Below are 14,970 nucleotides of genomic sequence, written 5' to 3'. Positions count from 1 at the left end.
CAATGCGGAAAAGCCGTCCTCAGGATTGTCACTCTGAGATGTTTTGTGCTGACAGTTATCAGCGGAACGTGTTATATATTATCATCCAGGCTTATAAATGTCAACAACTTTTTTTGACTTTTTCTATCTTTTTTCGCTCTTTGGTTTTTTCTGCTTTTTTTACCTGTTTCGCCGCGCTTTTCAGCGCGGCTGTGATCTCAGGCTTCCAAAATATTTCCCGGTTCCTGCTGCCAGAAGAAGAGACGTGATTCCGGCAAACAATATAACAAATGCTTCTTTATCCCGACATGCATCAAACAAGATTCCATACAGTGCATTACCTAAAGGCTGTGAACATGTCGACACCGTCAGTGTCATTGCAATTACTTTTCCTATCAGATTCCGAGGTGTCGCAATTTGAATGTACGATATCATCTGTACTGTAAAAATCGTGGAAAACAGCATGACTATAAAACAACATACTGCCATTACTCCATAAACTGTCAGCGCAGAAACAGGAAGAAGCATCGAAATCCCCATTGGAAACAAACACAACGCGCAGATCAGTATTGCTTTTCCTGCATCTTCTATCTGTAGCTTTTCTGAAAAGATTCCCGCACATATGCCACCGGCAAGCCCTCCTGCTCCAAGTGCTCCTTCTGCAAATCCACAAAGTCTGTTTGCCAGATTGGTCTGAATCTCCAATACTTCTGTAATGATGTATGGCATTCCTACTATAATCATTGCTGACAAAAACAGGTTGATTCCGCAGATTACCAGCACAACTTTTCCGATCTCCGGGCGCTCTCTTCTTATAAATTGAAAACTTTGCTCAAAATCTGCACGGACGATTTTCCAGATTCCCTCTTTTTTCTCCGGCTTCTTATATGGAATATGAATAAAGATTTCCATTACTGCCGATGCAAAAAAGCAGGCTGAACAGACAATCAGAACAGTACGCAGTCCATAAGTACTGTAAAGGACTCCTCCAAGTACAGGTCCGGTCAGAGAAGACAATGAATTCACCGTATTAATCACCGAATTTGCTTTCATGACATGCTGCTGTGTTACCAATACGGGAATTGCGGACTGAACAGATGGCTGATACGCTCCCGCAATTCCGTACAGCAGCATCAGAGCACCTGCCAAAAGGAGAATCTGACCGTCCTGCTCCAAAAAAATCGAAACGAAAATAGTTAATGCAGCTGTAAAAAAATCAAGAACAACCATAATCGTCCTTTTGTTTACACGGTCTGCCACAATTCCTCCAATCGGCGACATAACTATTGATGGCAGGAATGCGCAGGCCGTCACCGTACCATAAAGCACAGAAGAGCCGGTCTGGTTCAGTAGATAAAGCGGGATCGCAAAGCGCAGTGCTGCATTTCCAAACAGGGAAATGATCTGCCCGATTACAACAAGGATAAAGTCTCTCGAAAATCGTGCTTTTTTCATCATGATTATACCTTCATTTTTTCTATTTTATTTGTTGTTCTGTTGCAGGTAAACATGGCTCCCGCCACAAATACCACGCTCATTCCTGCTACAGGTACCTCCATCCAGAATCTGTCTGAAATCATCTGAAGCTGAATCCCTGTTACCCATGACACTGCATACAACACTCCAAGCGGTACTCCAATTCCTGTAATTGCGACTGGCAAAGTCAACGCACCTACCAACAGACATTTGACCTGATAGATCTTTTTTCTTGGAACAGGGTAAGAAAAAAGAAGGGATGCTTTCTCTTTTCCATAATCCCTGATGATCACATTTCCTGTTGCCGTTGTCGCAAAGATAGTGCAGCACGCAAAGTTTAGCGCACTCACTAGTGCCGCCTGTCCTTCCCAAATAAGAAAAATCGTATCTTCCTCTCCTTCCGTCTGCGAGACCGCCAAAAACAAAAGTGTCATTCCCGTTAAAAGGTTCATCCAGTACAAACAGATCAGGATGATGAATCATAGCACGCGCCAGTCCAAGCCTCTGTTTCATACCAAGCGAATATGTAGATACCGGCTTATTCCTGACTGAAAACAATCCGGTCTGATGCAGGATCTCTGAAATATTTCCAGATGTCTGCATATACGCAAGATGCATTTTTAAATTTTCCACCGCATTCAGATGTTCATAAAATACGGGCCTTTCTATCATACTGCCGATCCGGGTCAGATATCTTCTGTCTGTCTGCGGCTTTTCGCCACATAGAAGAACACTTCCTTCCTCTGCCCTCTGAAGTCCCAGCAGAATTTTCATCAATGTTGTCTTACCGGCTCCATTGATTCCTACAAGTCCATAACTTTCCCCTGCCCGGATCTCCATACTGCACTGCAAAAGTACACACTTGTCCTCATACCATTTCCCGATTCCTTTTGCTTCTGCTATGACCATATTCTTTCCTCCTTTTAATACCGGGCGTCGGTATGTAAAATTTTATAAAAGAACTGCCCGTTTTTCAGGGCAGAATCCCTTTACTATTTCTTTTTGTTGTAAATCACTGCCAGTTCCTGCAGTCTCTGCACCATTTCTTCATCCACAATGTCCAGTCCGAATCCCTGCATCATCTGTCTGAATACCATAAATTTTGCATAGGACTCTTCCGGACTACTGTCAAACACCATCGGATTCATCCAGATATTAGCCGCCAGTATAATCAGCTCAGCAAGCTGTTCCGGAAACTCTGTCTGGATCGATCCATCTTCAATTCCCTCTTTGATAATCGGAAGAATATAGTACGGTGCCACTACTTCGACCGTCTCCCGGAGAAGACTGTCAAGCAGCCGGGGATTATTCTGAAAATCCGGAGCCACCGTAAAAATATCTTTCTGTACCGGACGGTTGATTGAAGCCTTGAAAATCTCCTGCAGCTTCTCCTTCCCGTTCATGGCGGATGCATCCCGTATCTTTGCAAGTCCTTGGTTTGATTCCATTGTCATACGGTCTGTTACTGCGATCAGGATGTCTTCTTTTGATTTGAAATGATGATAAATTGCCCCCTTACTCAAGCCCCCCAGGTTGTTGATGATGTCCTGGATAGATGTATGCTCATAACCTTTTTCCAGAAACAGGCGGCTTGCTACATCCAGGATCTTTTCCACAGTCTCTTCCGGATGCTTGTTTCGTGCCATTTCAATCCTCTCCTCTATACATACTTTTAGTATGTATAGAATTTATCATACTGTCGGTATGTTTGTCAACCCTTTTATAGATATTGAATTGCTTCGCCGACATTTTTTACCCCGATCAACCTCATCCCTTCAACCTTGCCAACGCTGTCCATGGAAACAGCCGGCAGCATACAGGTCTGAAATCCAAGTTTTTTCGCTTCCAGAACTCTTTGCTTTGGCATGCTGACCGCACGGACTTCCCCGCTTAATCCGACTTCTCCAAACACAATCATATGCGGATCTGTGACTTTATTCTGATAACTGGATACAAGCGCCAGAACAATACCAAGATCAATGGCAGGTTCATTCATCCGGATTCCACCTGCAATATTCACATAAGCATCGCAGTCTCCCAGAGCCATGCCAAGCCGTTTTTCCAGTACTGCCATCAGCAGATTTACACGATTATAATCTGTGCCCGCTGCCGTTCTTCTCGGCATACCAAAGTTTGTCCGGCAGACCAGCGCCTGAATTTCCAGAAGAATCGGCCTTGTTCCTTCCATGGAGCATGCTACAATGGAACCTGACGCCTGTTCCGGCCTGCCGTTCAGCATAAATTCAGACGGATTTTTGACTTCGTGAAGCCCGTCCTCTCTCATTTCAAAGACGCCGATCTCATTGGTGGAACCAAATCTGTTTTTGACTCCCCGCAGAATCCTGTAGGACGCATGTCTGTCTCCTTCAAAATACAGAACCGTATCCACCATATGTTCCAGCACTCTCGGACCGGCCACTGTTCCTTCCTTTGTCACATGGCCGACAATAAAGATCGTAATTCCCATACCTTTTGCCAGATGCATCAATGTGTTGGTTGCCTCCCGTACCTGCGAAACACTTCCCGGCGCAGAACCAATCTCCTCGCTGTACATCGTCTGGATAGAATCGATCACTGCCACATCCGGTTTTTTCCTCTGAATCACTTCCTCGATTGTTTCCAGATTTGTTTCACACAAAAGGGTAATCCGGTCACTAAAGTCCCCCATCCGGTCTGCCCGAAGTTTGATCTGCCTTGCAGATTCTTCTCCGGAAATATAAATGATATCTTCTTTCTTATCTCCCAGAATCCGGCACATCTGCAAAAGCAGCGTGGACTTTCCGATTCCCGGATCCCCGCCCACCAAAACGAGAGAGCCTTTGACAATCCCTCCACCAAGTACACGGTCCAGTTCTTCCATCTCTGTCCGGATTCTGTCCTCCCCTTTTGTTTCTATCTGTGAGAGGGAAACCGGCTCTGCTTTTTCCCGGTCTCTGGTCATACTGCCCTTTTCCGGGATTTTCTTTTCTTCTACAAATGTATTCCATTCCTTGCATGCGGGACACTGCCCAAGCCATTTTGCCTCCTCGTGCCCGCAATTCTGACAGAAAAATACCGTCTTTTTTGTCTTTGCCATTCTGATTTTCCTCTTTCCTGACTGAATTTCTCTCTGATAATACCTGAAGTAAGTCCAATATACTTTCCTGATAGAATAAAAAAATGCTGCAAAGCCATCTTCCGGTCTTTGCAGCATTTTGCCTGTCCAGTTATGCTTTTATGATTCTCACACAAACAGTCTGATCCGGCTGCAGCTCTGCACTGACACTTAATTTTCCACTCAGGTTTGTCTTCATCTTCCCTGCGTTCACATCATCCAGATATACAGTGTATTCGCTGTCCGCCTCCAGTTCCAGTGTAAACTGAGCATCCTCTTTACCGCTCACCTGAAAAGATACTCCGCTTTCCTCCGCGCGGAATCCTTCTACTGCAGTTCCTGGGACCGATTCGTAAACGAACATGCCATTTTTCTCAAGCTTTGTGATCTCTGAAAAGGTCTTCACCTTATAGATATCTCCCTCAAACTCGAATCCTTCTTTCTTCGTCTTGGAAGGTAAGGTATAATCGCCGAAGCTGATCGTTCCATCCTCATTCGCCCTCAGTAACTCTTTGACTGCTGTCATGTCTTTTTCCTCCTGGTCGTATCTTATATTTACCGTAGTCTCATTATATAATAAACGGCTCTTTTTTTCTAGTTCTTTGTCTCTTTCACTGTAAATTTTATCTCTTTTTTAGAAACTCCTGCTTCTACCAGATCGCCCCGCTTGATCTCTCCATTCAGTATCGCTTCTGTCAGCGGATCTTCCAGTTGTGTCTGCAGAGCACGTTTCAACGGTCTTGCTCCGTATTTCCGGTCATTTCCGGCTTCGGCAATCTTCTTTTTCACAGAGCTTCGGATTTTCAGTGTAATATCCAGCTGTTCCTTTGCCCTTCTGACAAGATCCTGGCATAACAGTCCTACAATCTTTTCCAGTTCTTTTTCTGTCAGGGCATGGAACACAATGATCTCATCGATCCGGTTTAAAAACTCCGGCCGGAAGATCCGTTTCACTTCATCCATTACATTGCTCTGCATCTTTTTATAGTCTTCTTTTTCGTCCTGCACGGCATTGAATCCGAGACGTTTTGCATCCACGATGGACTGTGCGCCCGCATTGGAGGTCATAATGATCACCGTGTTTCTGAAGTCTACTTTTCTTCCCTGAGAATCTGTGATATGTCCGTCATCCAGCACCTGAAGCAGGATATTGAATACATCCGGATGCGCTTTCTCGATCTCATCAAAGAGTACCACAGAATATGGATGCCGTCTGACTTTTTCGCTGAGCTGTCCGCCGTCCTCATGTCCTACATATCCTGGAGGGGAGCCGATCAGCTTGGATACGCTGTGTTTTTCCATGTATTCGGACATGTCGATCCGGATCATGGACTCTTCGTCCCCGAACAGTGCCTCAGCCAGTGCCTTGGAAAGCTCGGTCTTTCCGACTCCTGTCGGTCCAAGGAAGAGGAATGAGCCTACCGGTCTGGTCGGATCTTTGAGGCCGACCCGGCCTCTTTTTACTGCTCTTGCTACCGCACTCACCGCATCCTCCTGTCCGATCACTCGTTTGTGCAATGTCTTCTCCAGTTTTCTGAGACGCTCTGTCTCTGACTGGGCAAGCTTCTGCACCGGAATCTTTGTCCATTCTGCCACAACTTCCGCGATATCCCCTTCTGTCAGGACAATCCGGGAATTCTTCTGTTTCCGGTTCAGTCTTCCTTTGGCCTGACGAAGTTTCTCACTGGTTGCCTTTTTCTCCTTCACAAGAAGTGATGCCTCTTCCATACGCCCTTCTTTGATGGATGCTTCCAGATCCTGATCCAGATTCCTTACCAGCTGTTCCATCTGCTCAATGTTCTCCGGTACTTTGAAGCCGCGAAGCGCTGCTTTGGAGCAGGCTTCATCCAGAACGTCAATCGCCTTATCCGGCAGGAATCGGTCGCTGATATAACGGTCAGAGAGTACCACTGCCTCCTCAAGCGCCTCCTGGCTGATTGCAATCTTATGATGCGCTTCATATTTCTCACGGATTCCCTCCAGAATCCGAACAGTCTCTTCTTTGGACGGTTCTTCTACCATGACCGGCTGGAATCGTCTCTCAAGCGCGGCATCTTTTTCAATGTATTTCCGGTATTCCGTGATCGTTGTTGCCCCGATCAGCTGGATCTCCCCTCTTGCCAGAGACGGTTTTAAAATATTGGACGCATCCATGGCGCCTTCCGCGCCGCCTGCGCCGACTACCGTATGAATCTCATCCAGGAACAGGATAATGTTTCCGTCCGCCTTCACTTCATTGACCAGTCGTTTCATCCGCTCTTCAAACTCACCCCGGTATTTGGAGCCGGCAATCAGAGCCGCCAGATCCAGTGACAGTACTCTTTTTTCTCTCATTTTTTCCGGGACCGCCTCTTTGGCGATCCGCTGTGCAATGCCTTCGATAATTGCCGTCTTTCCTACACCCGGCTCACCGACCATGCACGGATTGTTCTTTGTTCTGCGGCTTAAGATCTGCATCAGTCTCTGCATCTCTTCCTCACGGCCGACCACCGGATCCAGCCTTCCATCTTCCGCAAGGGCTGTCAGGTCGGTGCAGTACTGTTCCAGAACTGCGCCTTTTGCAGCGCCTTCATTTTTTTCGGCAAATGCTTTTGGATTTTCTCCGATAGCAGTGAGGCAGTCCTGCATCACCTTCTGAAGATTTAAATTCAAAGTGATGAGAATCCTTGCCGCCACGCAGTCAGTATCCTGAATAATTGCCAGAAGCATATGCTCCGTTCCAATTTCTTCCATACGGAAACGCTCCGCGATCTTCCGGCTTTCCTCCAGTATGAATTTCAGTCTCGGGCTTTCTTCCGGTGTCCCCGAAAAGGTCTCTTCCCCTACCGTGGACACCAGTTCTCCCACGACTTTCACCACTTCATCCTCTTTCAGGCCGTTCATATCCAGTACCTGCCCTGCCACTCCGGAATAGACAGATTTCAGCCCCAGAAGCAGATGCTCTGTCCCGATGTACGGATGCTTGAAATCCTTCGCGTAGTTTCCGGCCGCATCCAGTGCTTCCTGTGCCTGCCTTGTATATCTGTTCTCCATGCCTATCCTCCTGATCTGATTTACTCTGTCTCGTATTCGTGGAAAATCTCGTCCACCAGCTCGTGTACTTCTTCCCGCGTAATATTTTTACAGTATCCTCTTGCAAGGACCATACGGAGCTGCCTCTTCATATCTTCCAGCGCGTGAAGTTTATCCTCACTGACCGCAATCACAGCTCCCCTCCTTCTGTCAAGCTGTATGAATCCCTCCTGCTTCAGTACGGTATAAGCCTTATTGACCGTGTGCATGTTCACGCCGATCTGCTCGGAGAGTTTTCGCACCGATGGGAGCGTGTCTCCATCCTGAATCGCGGAAAGTGCGATCCCCATAATGATCTGGTTGCGCAGCTGCATGTAGATCGCTTCATCACTGTTAAAATCAATCTCTATCATGATTTCTTTCATAAACGCTCCACCCTTTTCTTTCGTTTGTTACACACATCATATAACAGATGGCATGATTTTGCAAGAAAAAGATACTTTATCCGGCTTTCCTATGCTTCAAACAGCGGCGTGGAGAAGTACCGTTCTGCCGTGTCAGGGAGGATCGTTACCACAGTTTTTCCTTTTCCAAGCTGTGCTGCCATTCTGCGGGCTGCTGCCACATTCGTTCCACTGGAGATCCCGCACATCAGTCCTTCTTTCGCCGCAAGTTCTCTGGCTGTCTGAAGGGCTTCCTCGTCTGTCACAATTGTAATATCATCATAAATCTCCTGATCGAGGATGCCCGGAATCAGCCCGTCCCCGATTCCCATCTGCACGTGGGTTCCCACTTCCTTTCCGGAAAGAATCGCCGCATGTTCCGGTTCGACTGCCCAGATGACGGTGTCCGGATTTGCCTCTTTCAGTGCCTTCCCGATTCCCGTGATGGTACCCCCGGTACCGATTCCGGAACAAAATCCGTCGATGGTGCAGTCTGCCTGTGAAAGAATCTCCCGTCCGGTCCATTCATAGTGCACCCGGACATTATTCTCATTTTCGAACTGTTGCGGCACGAAAACATTCGGGTTTTCTTCGGCCATCCGAAGGGCAGTGTTCAGGCATTCCTGAATGCAGTCGCCAATATTCCCCGCATCGTGGATCAGTCGGACTTCCGCTCCGTACTGACGGACCAGTTTTCTTCTCTCCTCACTGACAGAATCCGGCATGATGATGATTGTACGATATCCTTTTACTGCACCGATCAATGCAAGACCGATTCCCTGGTTTCCGCTTGTCGGCTCCACAATCACGGTATCTTTTGTAATTTTTCCTTCCTTTTCAGCCGCCTCGATCATTCCAAGTGCCGTCCGCGTCTTGATGGAAGCACCCACATTGACCGCCTCAAATTTCACAAGAATCTGCGCGTCATCCTTCCCTGTCATGTGCTGCAGACGGATCAGAGGGGTATTCCCTGCCGCCTCAAGTATATTTTCATAAATCATCTGACCTTACTCCTTTTCTTCTCGTTCTTCTTATTATATGCCCTTCTTTCTCCTTTTGCAATCAAGGCTGGAAAGAACAAAGAGTTCCGCGAGTGCGCATCCCGCGGAGCGTTTTTGTTTAACAGGGAACGAAGTTTCCTGTTAAATGAAAAAACGGATACAGAGCCTCTTTCTGTACCCGTTCTTCCGGTTTTCCCGCACCTTTATGCCTCGTCAATGGCCTTTCCGATATCATGGCGCATATATTTGTTGGCAAAGGAAATCCACTCCGTTGCCTCGTAAGCGTTCTTTCTTGCTTCTTTTAAGTCTGCTCCCTTTGCGGTAATGCCAAGAACACGGCCGCCGTTTGTTACGATCTCGCCTTTCTCATTTTTCTTCGTTCCCGCATGGAAACAGTAATATCCTTCTTTGTCTTTGAAGTTTTCAAACCCGGTAATCGGGATGCCTTTCTCGTAGGCAACCGGATAGCCGTCAGACGCCAGCACAACGCAGACTGCCGCATTGTCTTCGAATTCCAGATTGACCTGATCCAGCGTTCCGTCAATGCATGCTTCCATGACATCTACAATGTCTGTCTTCATTCTCGGAAGCACGACCTGCGCCTCCGGATCTCCAAATCTGGTATTATATTCCAGTACCTTCGGTCCGTCTTCTGTAAGCATCAGTCCAAAGAAGATAATTCCCTTGAACTCTCTTCCCTCCGCACGCATAGCGTCCACGGTCGGCTGGAAAATGTGCTGCTCACAGTATGCCGCAATCTCTTCTGTATAGAACGGGCTCGGTGAAAATGTACCCATTCCTCCGGTATTTAATCCTTCATCTCCGTCTTTGGCACGCTTGTGGTCCTGTGCGGAAGTCATCGTTTTTACGGTTTTGCCGTCCACAAAAGAGAGAACCGATACTTCTCTTCCTGTCATGAACTCTTCCACTACCATTGTATTTCCGGATGCTCCGAATTTCTTATCCAGCATGATCTCTTTGACGCCTTCTTTTGCTTCCTCAAAACTGTTGCAGATCAGAACGCCCTTTCCAAGCGCAAGTCCGTCTGCCTTTAAGACAATCGGATATTTGGCTGTCTCCAGATAGGAAACCGCTTCCTCTGCATTGTCGAAATTTTCGTAAGCAGCCGTCGGAATATTGTATTTCTTCATCAGATCTTTGGAAAACGCCTTGCTTCCCTCGAGGATCGCCGCATTTTTCCGTGGTCCGAAGGTACGGATTCCGGCTTCCTCCAGGACATCCGTCAGTCCTCCTACCAGCGGATCATCCATTCCGATCACAGCAAGATCGATCTTCTTTTCCTTTGCAAAGTCCCGGATCTTCTCAAACTCCATCGGTCCGATCGGCGCACACTCTGCAACCTCCTCGATCCCTGCATTTCCCGGAAGGCAGTAAATCTTCTCCACCTTGCTGCTCTTTGCGACACTCATGGCGATAGCGTGTTCTCTCCCGCCTCCGCCGACAATCATTACTTTCATCTGACATCCTCCTTACTGTATCAACCAGAAAAAGGGTATTGTCTTTCTTTCCTACAATACCCCTTTTTGTCTCTATTTCTGAATCACGACATGTCCGTCTTTTACAGACACTTTCCCGTTGGCGATCAGATTGACCGCTTCCGGCATGATCTGCCACTCTGCCTGCTCCATCACACGTCTCTGAAGCACTTCCGGCGTATCGTCCGGGAACACTTCCACTGCTTTCTGAAGAATAATCGGTCCGGTATCTGTCCCTTCATCTACAAAATGCACGGTCGCTCCTGTAATCTTCACTCCACGCGCCAGGGCAGCCTCATGTACTTTCAGCCCGTAATATCCCGTTCCGCAGAAAGACGGGATCAGAGACGGGTGGATATTGATAATCCGGTTTTCATATTTACGGATCAGCTCCGCCGGAATCACCACAAGGAATCCGGCAAGCACGATCAGATCCGGCTGGAACGCATCCACCGCCTCCATGAGGGCATGGTTAAACCGGGCACGGTCCTCAAAGTCTTTCGGGGAAACGCATTTTGCCGGAATCCCTGCCTGCTCGGCCCTCGTCAGGGCATATGCCTTTTTATTGTTGCTGATCACACCGGCCACTTCGGTGTTTGTGATCTTTCCATCCCGCACTGCATCCAGAACGGCCTGAAGATTCGTACCGCCGCCGGATACCAGGACTACCACTCTTAGCATAATGTGACTCCTTTTTCTCCTGCCTCAATGTTTCCGATCACGCAGGCTTTGTCTCCTGCTGCTTCGATTGCGGAAAGTGTTGCTTCCACATCGCTTTCATCCACGGCAATCACCATTCCGATTCCCATGTTGAAGGTATTGTACATCATATGTTCCTCGATATCCCCTTCTTTCGCAAGCATGCGGAAGATCGCCGGAACTTCATAGCTGTCTTTTCTGATTACTGCATGTGTGCCGTCTTTGAGCATACGCGGTACATTCTCATAGAATCCGCCTCCTGTGATGTGGCTGCATGCTTTTACAGTCACGCCTGCCTCGCGGATACTCTTGAGAGCCTTTACATAAATTCTTGTCGGTGCAAGAAGTGCCTCTCCGAGCGTACATCCCAGACACTCATGATACGTCTCCAGAGACTCTCTGCTCATGTCAAATACTTTTCTTACAAGAGAAAATCCGTTGCTGTGTACACCGGAGGAAGCGATGCCGATCAGGACATCTCCTTCTTTTAATGTCTCTCCTGTAATCATATCCTTCTTGTCGCAGACACCTACGGCAAATCCGGCCAGATCGTATTCATCCTCTGCCATCAGTCCAGGATGCTCTGCTGTCTCACCGCCGATCAGAGCCGCGCCGGACTGTACGCATCCTTCCGCAACTCCGCTTACGATCGTAGCGATCTTTTCCGGTTCATTTTTCCCGCAGGCAATATAGTCAAGGAAAAACAGCGGCTCACCGCCTGCACAGGCAATGTCATTGACACACATTGCCACTGCATCGATTCCGATGGTGTCATGCTTGTCCAGTACCATGGCAAGCTTTACCTTTGTTCCGCATCCGTCTGTACCGGATAACAATACAGGCTCCTCCATGTTTTTGATTTTCTCCAGTGAAAAGGCACCGGAAAATCCTCCCAGTCCTCCGATCACTTCCGGGCGCATCGTCTTTTTGATGTGCTCTTTCATCAGTTCCACTGACTTGTAACCTGCTTCGATATCCACACCTGCATTCTTATAATCCATGATCGTTCCTCCATAAGATCGTGTTTTCTGAATTTATTTTGCGGCTTTCTGAGCCATGTATTCTTTATGTCCAAGCTTTGCAAGCTTCTCTGCCTTTGCCTCGACTTCTTCCTTCATTTCTTTTGAGTAGTCTTTCAATCTCTGAAGCAGCTCCGGATCAGAGGTTGCAAGAATTTTCGCTGCAAGGATGGCAGCATTCTTTCCGCCGTCGATTGCTACTGTTGCAACCGGGATTCCAGGCGGCATCTGTACGATGGAATAAAGTGCGTCCTGACCGTCCAGTACCTTTCCTGTCATTGGAATACCGATGACCGGCATCGGGAAGATTGCAGCGCACATGCCAGGAAGATGCGCAGCCATTCCGGCTCCTGCGATGATTACTTTGAAATCCTTCTCTTCCGCAGATTTCGCGTATTCGTAGAAAACATCCGGCTCACGGTGTGCGGAGATGATTGTCATCTCGTATTCTACTCCTAATTTTTCCAGCATATCAGCAGCCTGGCTCATTACTTTCATATCTGAGTCGCTGCCCATAACAATTCCCACTTTTGGCATAGTGTCCTTCCTTTCTTTTCTCAGGTCTATGATTTATAAGTTTTCTAAATAAATAGATTCCTATTTATAAGTTATTTTACTAATACAGGCGGGCTCTGTCAACCGATGCCCGCCTGTGTAGTGATTATATTTTCTTATAACTGGGAACCTGCCCTGCTTATGATTTAGCGGCAGTCCAAAGGTTCGTTCAAAATCTCTGTTCCCGGCAGGACAAAACGTCCGTCTTTCAGAAGCGGAATTTCACTTCCGTCTTTCCGGATCACCGTGATCGCTCCCAGTTCATCGTACGGGATGGTGATATCTGTATGGCAGTGCATGTAGGCCTGTTCCGGATTCTCTTTTCGCAGAATGGAGACTTCGTTATCTCTTGCCACAATCTCTTTTCCGTCCGGATTGTAGACCTTCGTATCCTCACTGTAGCTGTAGCACGTATCGCCTACCGCAAAATGCGGTCCGGTCTTTTCCGCAATGAGAATCGGATACTTGTCCTCGATTCCGAATCTGCGTCCTGCCACATAGGCAGTCGTATTGGTTCCGATGGCAAATTCCCCCAGCGGAAGGGTCTCATGGTTAAACAGAATGTTTTCCTTCACACAGTCCCTGCACGCTTTTTCATCCTCAAAATTTCCGCATCCATACCCGGAAATCATGCCGTCCTGGAAACGGATTTCCAGATCCCGGTACTGAAGACCGTTTAAATATACCCGGCTTACATGCAGCACTCCGCTCGTGCCTCTGAGCACCGGAGAGGTGAATACTTCTCCCACCGGAATATTGACATCCGCAACGCAGTTTTCAAAAATCGTTTCTTTCTGCGGATCCTGAAGGCGGTAAAGCTGTACCGTCAGATCAGTACGGTTTTTGCCTGATCCAAGAATGTGTACGGACTCCCCTTCATCCAGAGCATCAATCATGGTCTGCTGTACTTTGGAATACAGGTCTGAATCCAGCGTATTGATCCGGATCACTTCTCCAAAGATCTCCTCAAACTTCTCTCCGATCTCCGGCACCGGCCATGAGATGATCGTAAAGCTTCTCTCATCGCCCGGAATATAGGTATTTGTGATCTGGCCTGCCTTGCCGTCAAAGGAAAGCAGCATTTCTTCCTGCTTTTTCGTAAGAGTAAGCGCCTCTTCTTTCTTCTGCGGAGCAAACGGAATCTCACCGAAGACTTCCATCACTGCCGGGCCGGCAAATCCTGCTGCCAGCTCTTTATTCTGCTCGTATACAGTCTTCATCACTTCCAGCCTGCGCTCCACATAGTGCTTGTCCATAAACAGCGCCTGATCGTCCTTATGGTCGTAATCATACTGCTGATTTGGAATTCTTCCGAAATACCCGTTTCTGGAAACACCGCGTCTTGTCAGCACACTTGCCCCTGCACGGTAGATCGTTGGGCGCAGCCCCATAGCTTCAAAGTTTGCGACTGCCTGCTTTACGACCCGCTCAAATCCAAGCTTAAACCGGATGTTTACCGTTGTCTTCTTTGACAGATCTTTATTTCCAAGAACAAATCCTTTGCGGAATCCCTCTGTATAAACATCCGCCATCTTCTGAATCGTCTCCTCCGGAAGATCGGCAATATATTTTGCCGTCTCGATCTCATTGTCGGAAATATATTCGCCATAGCGGTACAGATACTTCAGATCGCTCAAATCACTCCTGCAGATAATATCCACCGCAAAGGTACGGTCCGGATCGATCTGATCCATAATCCGGTCTGCCGCAAATACTTCACAGTAATCATTCGCGTACCAGTAAAAAATATCTCTGACTGCCTGATACTCCGGTTCCTCTTCAAAGCAGTTATAAATCTCAATAAATAATTCGTTCAGAATGGAGAGATATTCCATCTGTCCTTCATATGCATACACAATGCCGGAACGCATCTCACTGTAAAGCGCACTTAAAAAACTGCCAAACGTCTCTCCCAGCATTTTCTGTGCATAAGCCGGATTTCCATAGCTTGTCTCATACTGTTCCGGGAGAATATCCTCATAAAGCTTCCGGTTCTCCTCCGCCAGCATCAAAATATCCGCGCTCTCCCAGTCTCTGTTTCGTACCAGTTCCTGTACCTCGTCCAGCATCAGAAGAAATTCTGCTGTCTTTCTGAAATAATCCCGGTACGGCTCTTTGACCGTCTCCTCTAACATGATAACGCCGAGACGCTCTTTGGAAAGCTCATATCGTTCTCTTACCATCACATCATCCATC

13 protein-coding genes are annotated in these 14,970 nt (G+C 47.5%); all 13 read right to left on the bottom strand.

Going from position 1 to position 14,970, the window contains the following annotated elements:
• Window positions 1-180: 180 nt before the first annotated feature.
• Window positions 181-1,437 carry an MFS transporter gene (locus tag H6A32_RS11730; protein WP_243424914.1) on the bottom strand — a complete coding sequence of 419 codons (1,257 nt, stop codon included), beginning with the start codon at window positions 1,435-1,437 and terminating at the stop codon, window positions 181-183.
• Between the two features lie 24 nt (window positions 1,438-1,461).
• On the bottom strand, window positions 1,462-2,364 hold the full coding sequence (locus tag H6A32_RS11725; protein ID WP_204864413.1) for an ABC transporter ATP-binding protein: 903 nt from the start codon (window positions 2,362-2,364) through the stop codon (window positions 1,462-1,464).
• An 83-nt stretch (window positions 2,365-2,447) separates the two neighbouring features.
• The gene (locus H6A32_RS11720) at window positions 2,448-3,101 is read right to left on the bottom strand and encodes a TetR/AcrR family transcriptional regulator (protein ID WP_087252504.1); all 654 of its coding nucleotides are present in this window, start codon (window positions 3,099-3,101) and stop codon (window positions 2,448-2,450) included.
• Window positions 3,102-3,175: 74 nt separating this feature from the next.
• A complete protein-coding gene (gene radA, locus H6A32_RS11715; RefSeq protein ID WP_087169433.1) occupies window positions 3,176-4,531 on the bottom strand; it encodes a DNA repair protein RadA in 1,356 nt (451 codons plus the stop codon).
• Between the two features lie 130 nt (window positions 4,532-4,661).
• A complete protein-coding gene (locus H6A32_RS11710) occupies window positions 4,662-5,075 on the bottom strand; it encodes an endosialidase (RefSeq protein ID WP_087169381.1) in 414 nt (137 codons plus the stop codon).
• A gap of 68 nt (window positions 5,076-5,143) precedes the next feature.
• Window positions 5,144-7,582 carry an ATP-dependent Clp protease ATP-binding subunit gene (locus H6A32_RS11705; RefSeq protein WP_191427039.1) on the bottom strand — a complete coding sequence of 813 codons (2,439 nt, stop codon included), beginning with the start codon at window positions 7,580-7,582 and terminating at the stop codon, window positions 5,144-5,146.
• A gap of 20 nt (window positions 7,583-7,602) precedes the next feature.
• Window positions 7,603-7,986: a GntR family transcriptional regulator gene (locus H6A32_RS11700; RefSeq protein WP_207738696.1), complete on the bottom strand. Its 384-nt coding sequence runs from the start codon at window positions 7,984-7,986 to the stop codon at window positions 7,603-7,605.
• Between the two features lie 89 nt (window positions 7,987-8,075).
• On the bottom strand, window positions 8,076-9,005 hold the full coding sequence (cysK, locus tag H6A32_RS11695) for a cysteine synthase A (RefSeq protein ID WP_087169383.1): 930 nt from the start codon (window positions 9,003-9,005) through the stop codon (window positions 8,076-8,078).
• A 203-nt stretch (window positions 9,006-9,208) separates the two neighbouring features.
• A complete protein-coding gene (purD, locus tag H6A32_RS11690) occupies window positions 9,209-10,483 on the bottom strand; it encodes a phosphoribosylamine--glycine ligase (protein WP_204864412.1) in 1,275 nt (424 codons plus the stop codon).
• A gap of 72 nt (window positions 10,484-10,555) precedes the next feature.
• The gene (gene purN, locus H6A32_RS11685; RefSeq protein ID WP_087169385.1) at window positions 10,556-11,182 is read right to left on the bottom strand and encodes a phosphoribosylglycinamide formyltransferase; all 627 of its coding nucleotides are present in this window, start codon (window positions 11,180-11,182) and stop codon (window positions 10,556-10,558) included.
• Window positions 11,176-12,201: a phosphoribosylformylglycinamidine cyclo-ligase gene (gene purM, locus H6A32_RS11680; RefSeq protein ID WP_087169386.1), complete on the bottom strand. Its 1,026-nt coding sequence runs from the start codon at window positions 12,199-12,201 to the stop codon at window positions 11,176-11,178. The genes purN and purM overlap by 7 nt, the downstream gene beginning before the upstream one ends.
• Window positions 12,202-12,234: 33 nt before the next feature.
• Window positions 12,235-12,756 (bottom strand): 5-(carboxyamino)imidazole ribonucleotide mutase, encoded by a 522-nt coding sequence (gene purE, locus H6A32_RS11675; RefSeq protein ID WP_087169387.1) that lies wholly within the window; start codon window positions 12,754-12,756, stop codon window positions 12,235-12,237.
• A 164-nt stretch (window positions 12,757-12,920) separates the two neighbouring features.
• The gene (locus tag H6A32_RS11670) at window positions 12,921-14,969 is read right to left on the bottom strand and encodes an aminopeptidase (protein WP_243424913.1); all 2,049 of its coding nucleotides are present in this window, start codon (window positions 14,967-14,969) and stop codon (window positions 12,921-12,923) included.
• Window position 14,970 lies beyond the last annotated feature (1 nt).

Source organism: Drancourtella massiliensis (assembly GCF_016900655.1).
GTDB classification, from domain to species: Bacteria; Bacillota; Clostridia; order Lachnospirales; family Lachnospiraceae; genus Sellimonas; species Sellimonas catena.
Note: the sequence above shows the minus strand (reverse complement) of the source record. Positions and strands in the feature narration are given on the sequence as shown.

Bases quoted from the DNA above. Each gene is read 5' to 3' on its own strand.
- H6A32_RS11720 (WP_087252504.1), bottom strand. From the start codon at position 3,101: ATGGCACGAAACAAGCATCCGGAAGAGACTGTGGAAAAGATCCTGGAT.
- H6A32_RS11730 (WP_243424914.1), bottom strand. From the start codon at position 1,437: ATGATGAAAAAAGCACGATTTTCGAGAGACTTTATCCTTGTTGTAATC.
- H6A32_RS11710 (WP_087169381.1), bottom strand. From the start codon at position 5,075: ATGACAGCAGTCAAAGAGTTACTGAGGGCGAATGAGGATGGAACGATC.
- H6A32_RS11725 (WP_204864413.1), bottom strand. From the start codon at position 2,364: ATGGTCATAGCAGAAGCAAAAGGAATCGGGAAATGGTATGAGGACAAG.
- purD (WP_204864412.1), bottom strand. From the start codon at position 10,483: ATGAAAGTAATGATTGTCGGCGGAGGCGGGAGAGAACACGCTATCGCC.
- cysK (WP_087169383.1), bottom strand. From the start codon at position 9,005: ATGATTTATGAAAATATACTTGAGGCGGCAGGGAATACCCCTCTGATC.
- purN (WP_087169385.1), bottom strand. From the start codon at position 11,182: ATGCTAAGAGTGGTAGTCCTGGTATCCGGCGGCGGTACGAATCTTCAG.
- purE (WP_087169387.1), bottom strand. From the start codon at position 12,756: ATGCCAAAAGTGGGAATTGTTATGGGCAGCGACTCAGATATGAAAGTA.
- H6A32_RS11705 (WP_191427039.1), bottom strand. From the start codon at position 7,582: ATGGAGAACAGATATACAAGGCAGGCACAGGAAGCACTGGATGCGGCC.
- H6A32_RS11670 (WP_243424913.1), bottom strand. From the start codon at position 14,969: ATGGATGATGTGATGGTAAGAGAACGATATGAGCTTTCCAAAGAGCGT.
- H6A32_RS11700 (WP_207738696.1), bottom strand. From the start codon at position 7,986: ATGAAAGAAATCATGATAGAGATTGATTTTAACAGTGATGAAGCGATC.
- purM (WP_087169386.1), bottom strand. From the start codon at position 12,201: ATGGATTATAAGAATGCAGGTGTGGATATCGAAGCAGGTTACAAGTCA.
- radA (WP_087169433.1), bottom strand. From the start codon at position 4,531: ATGGCAAAGACAAAAAAGACGGTATTTTTCTGTCAGAATTGCGGGCAC.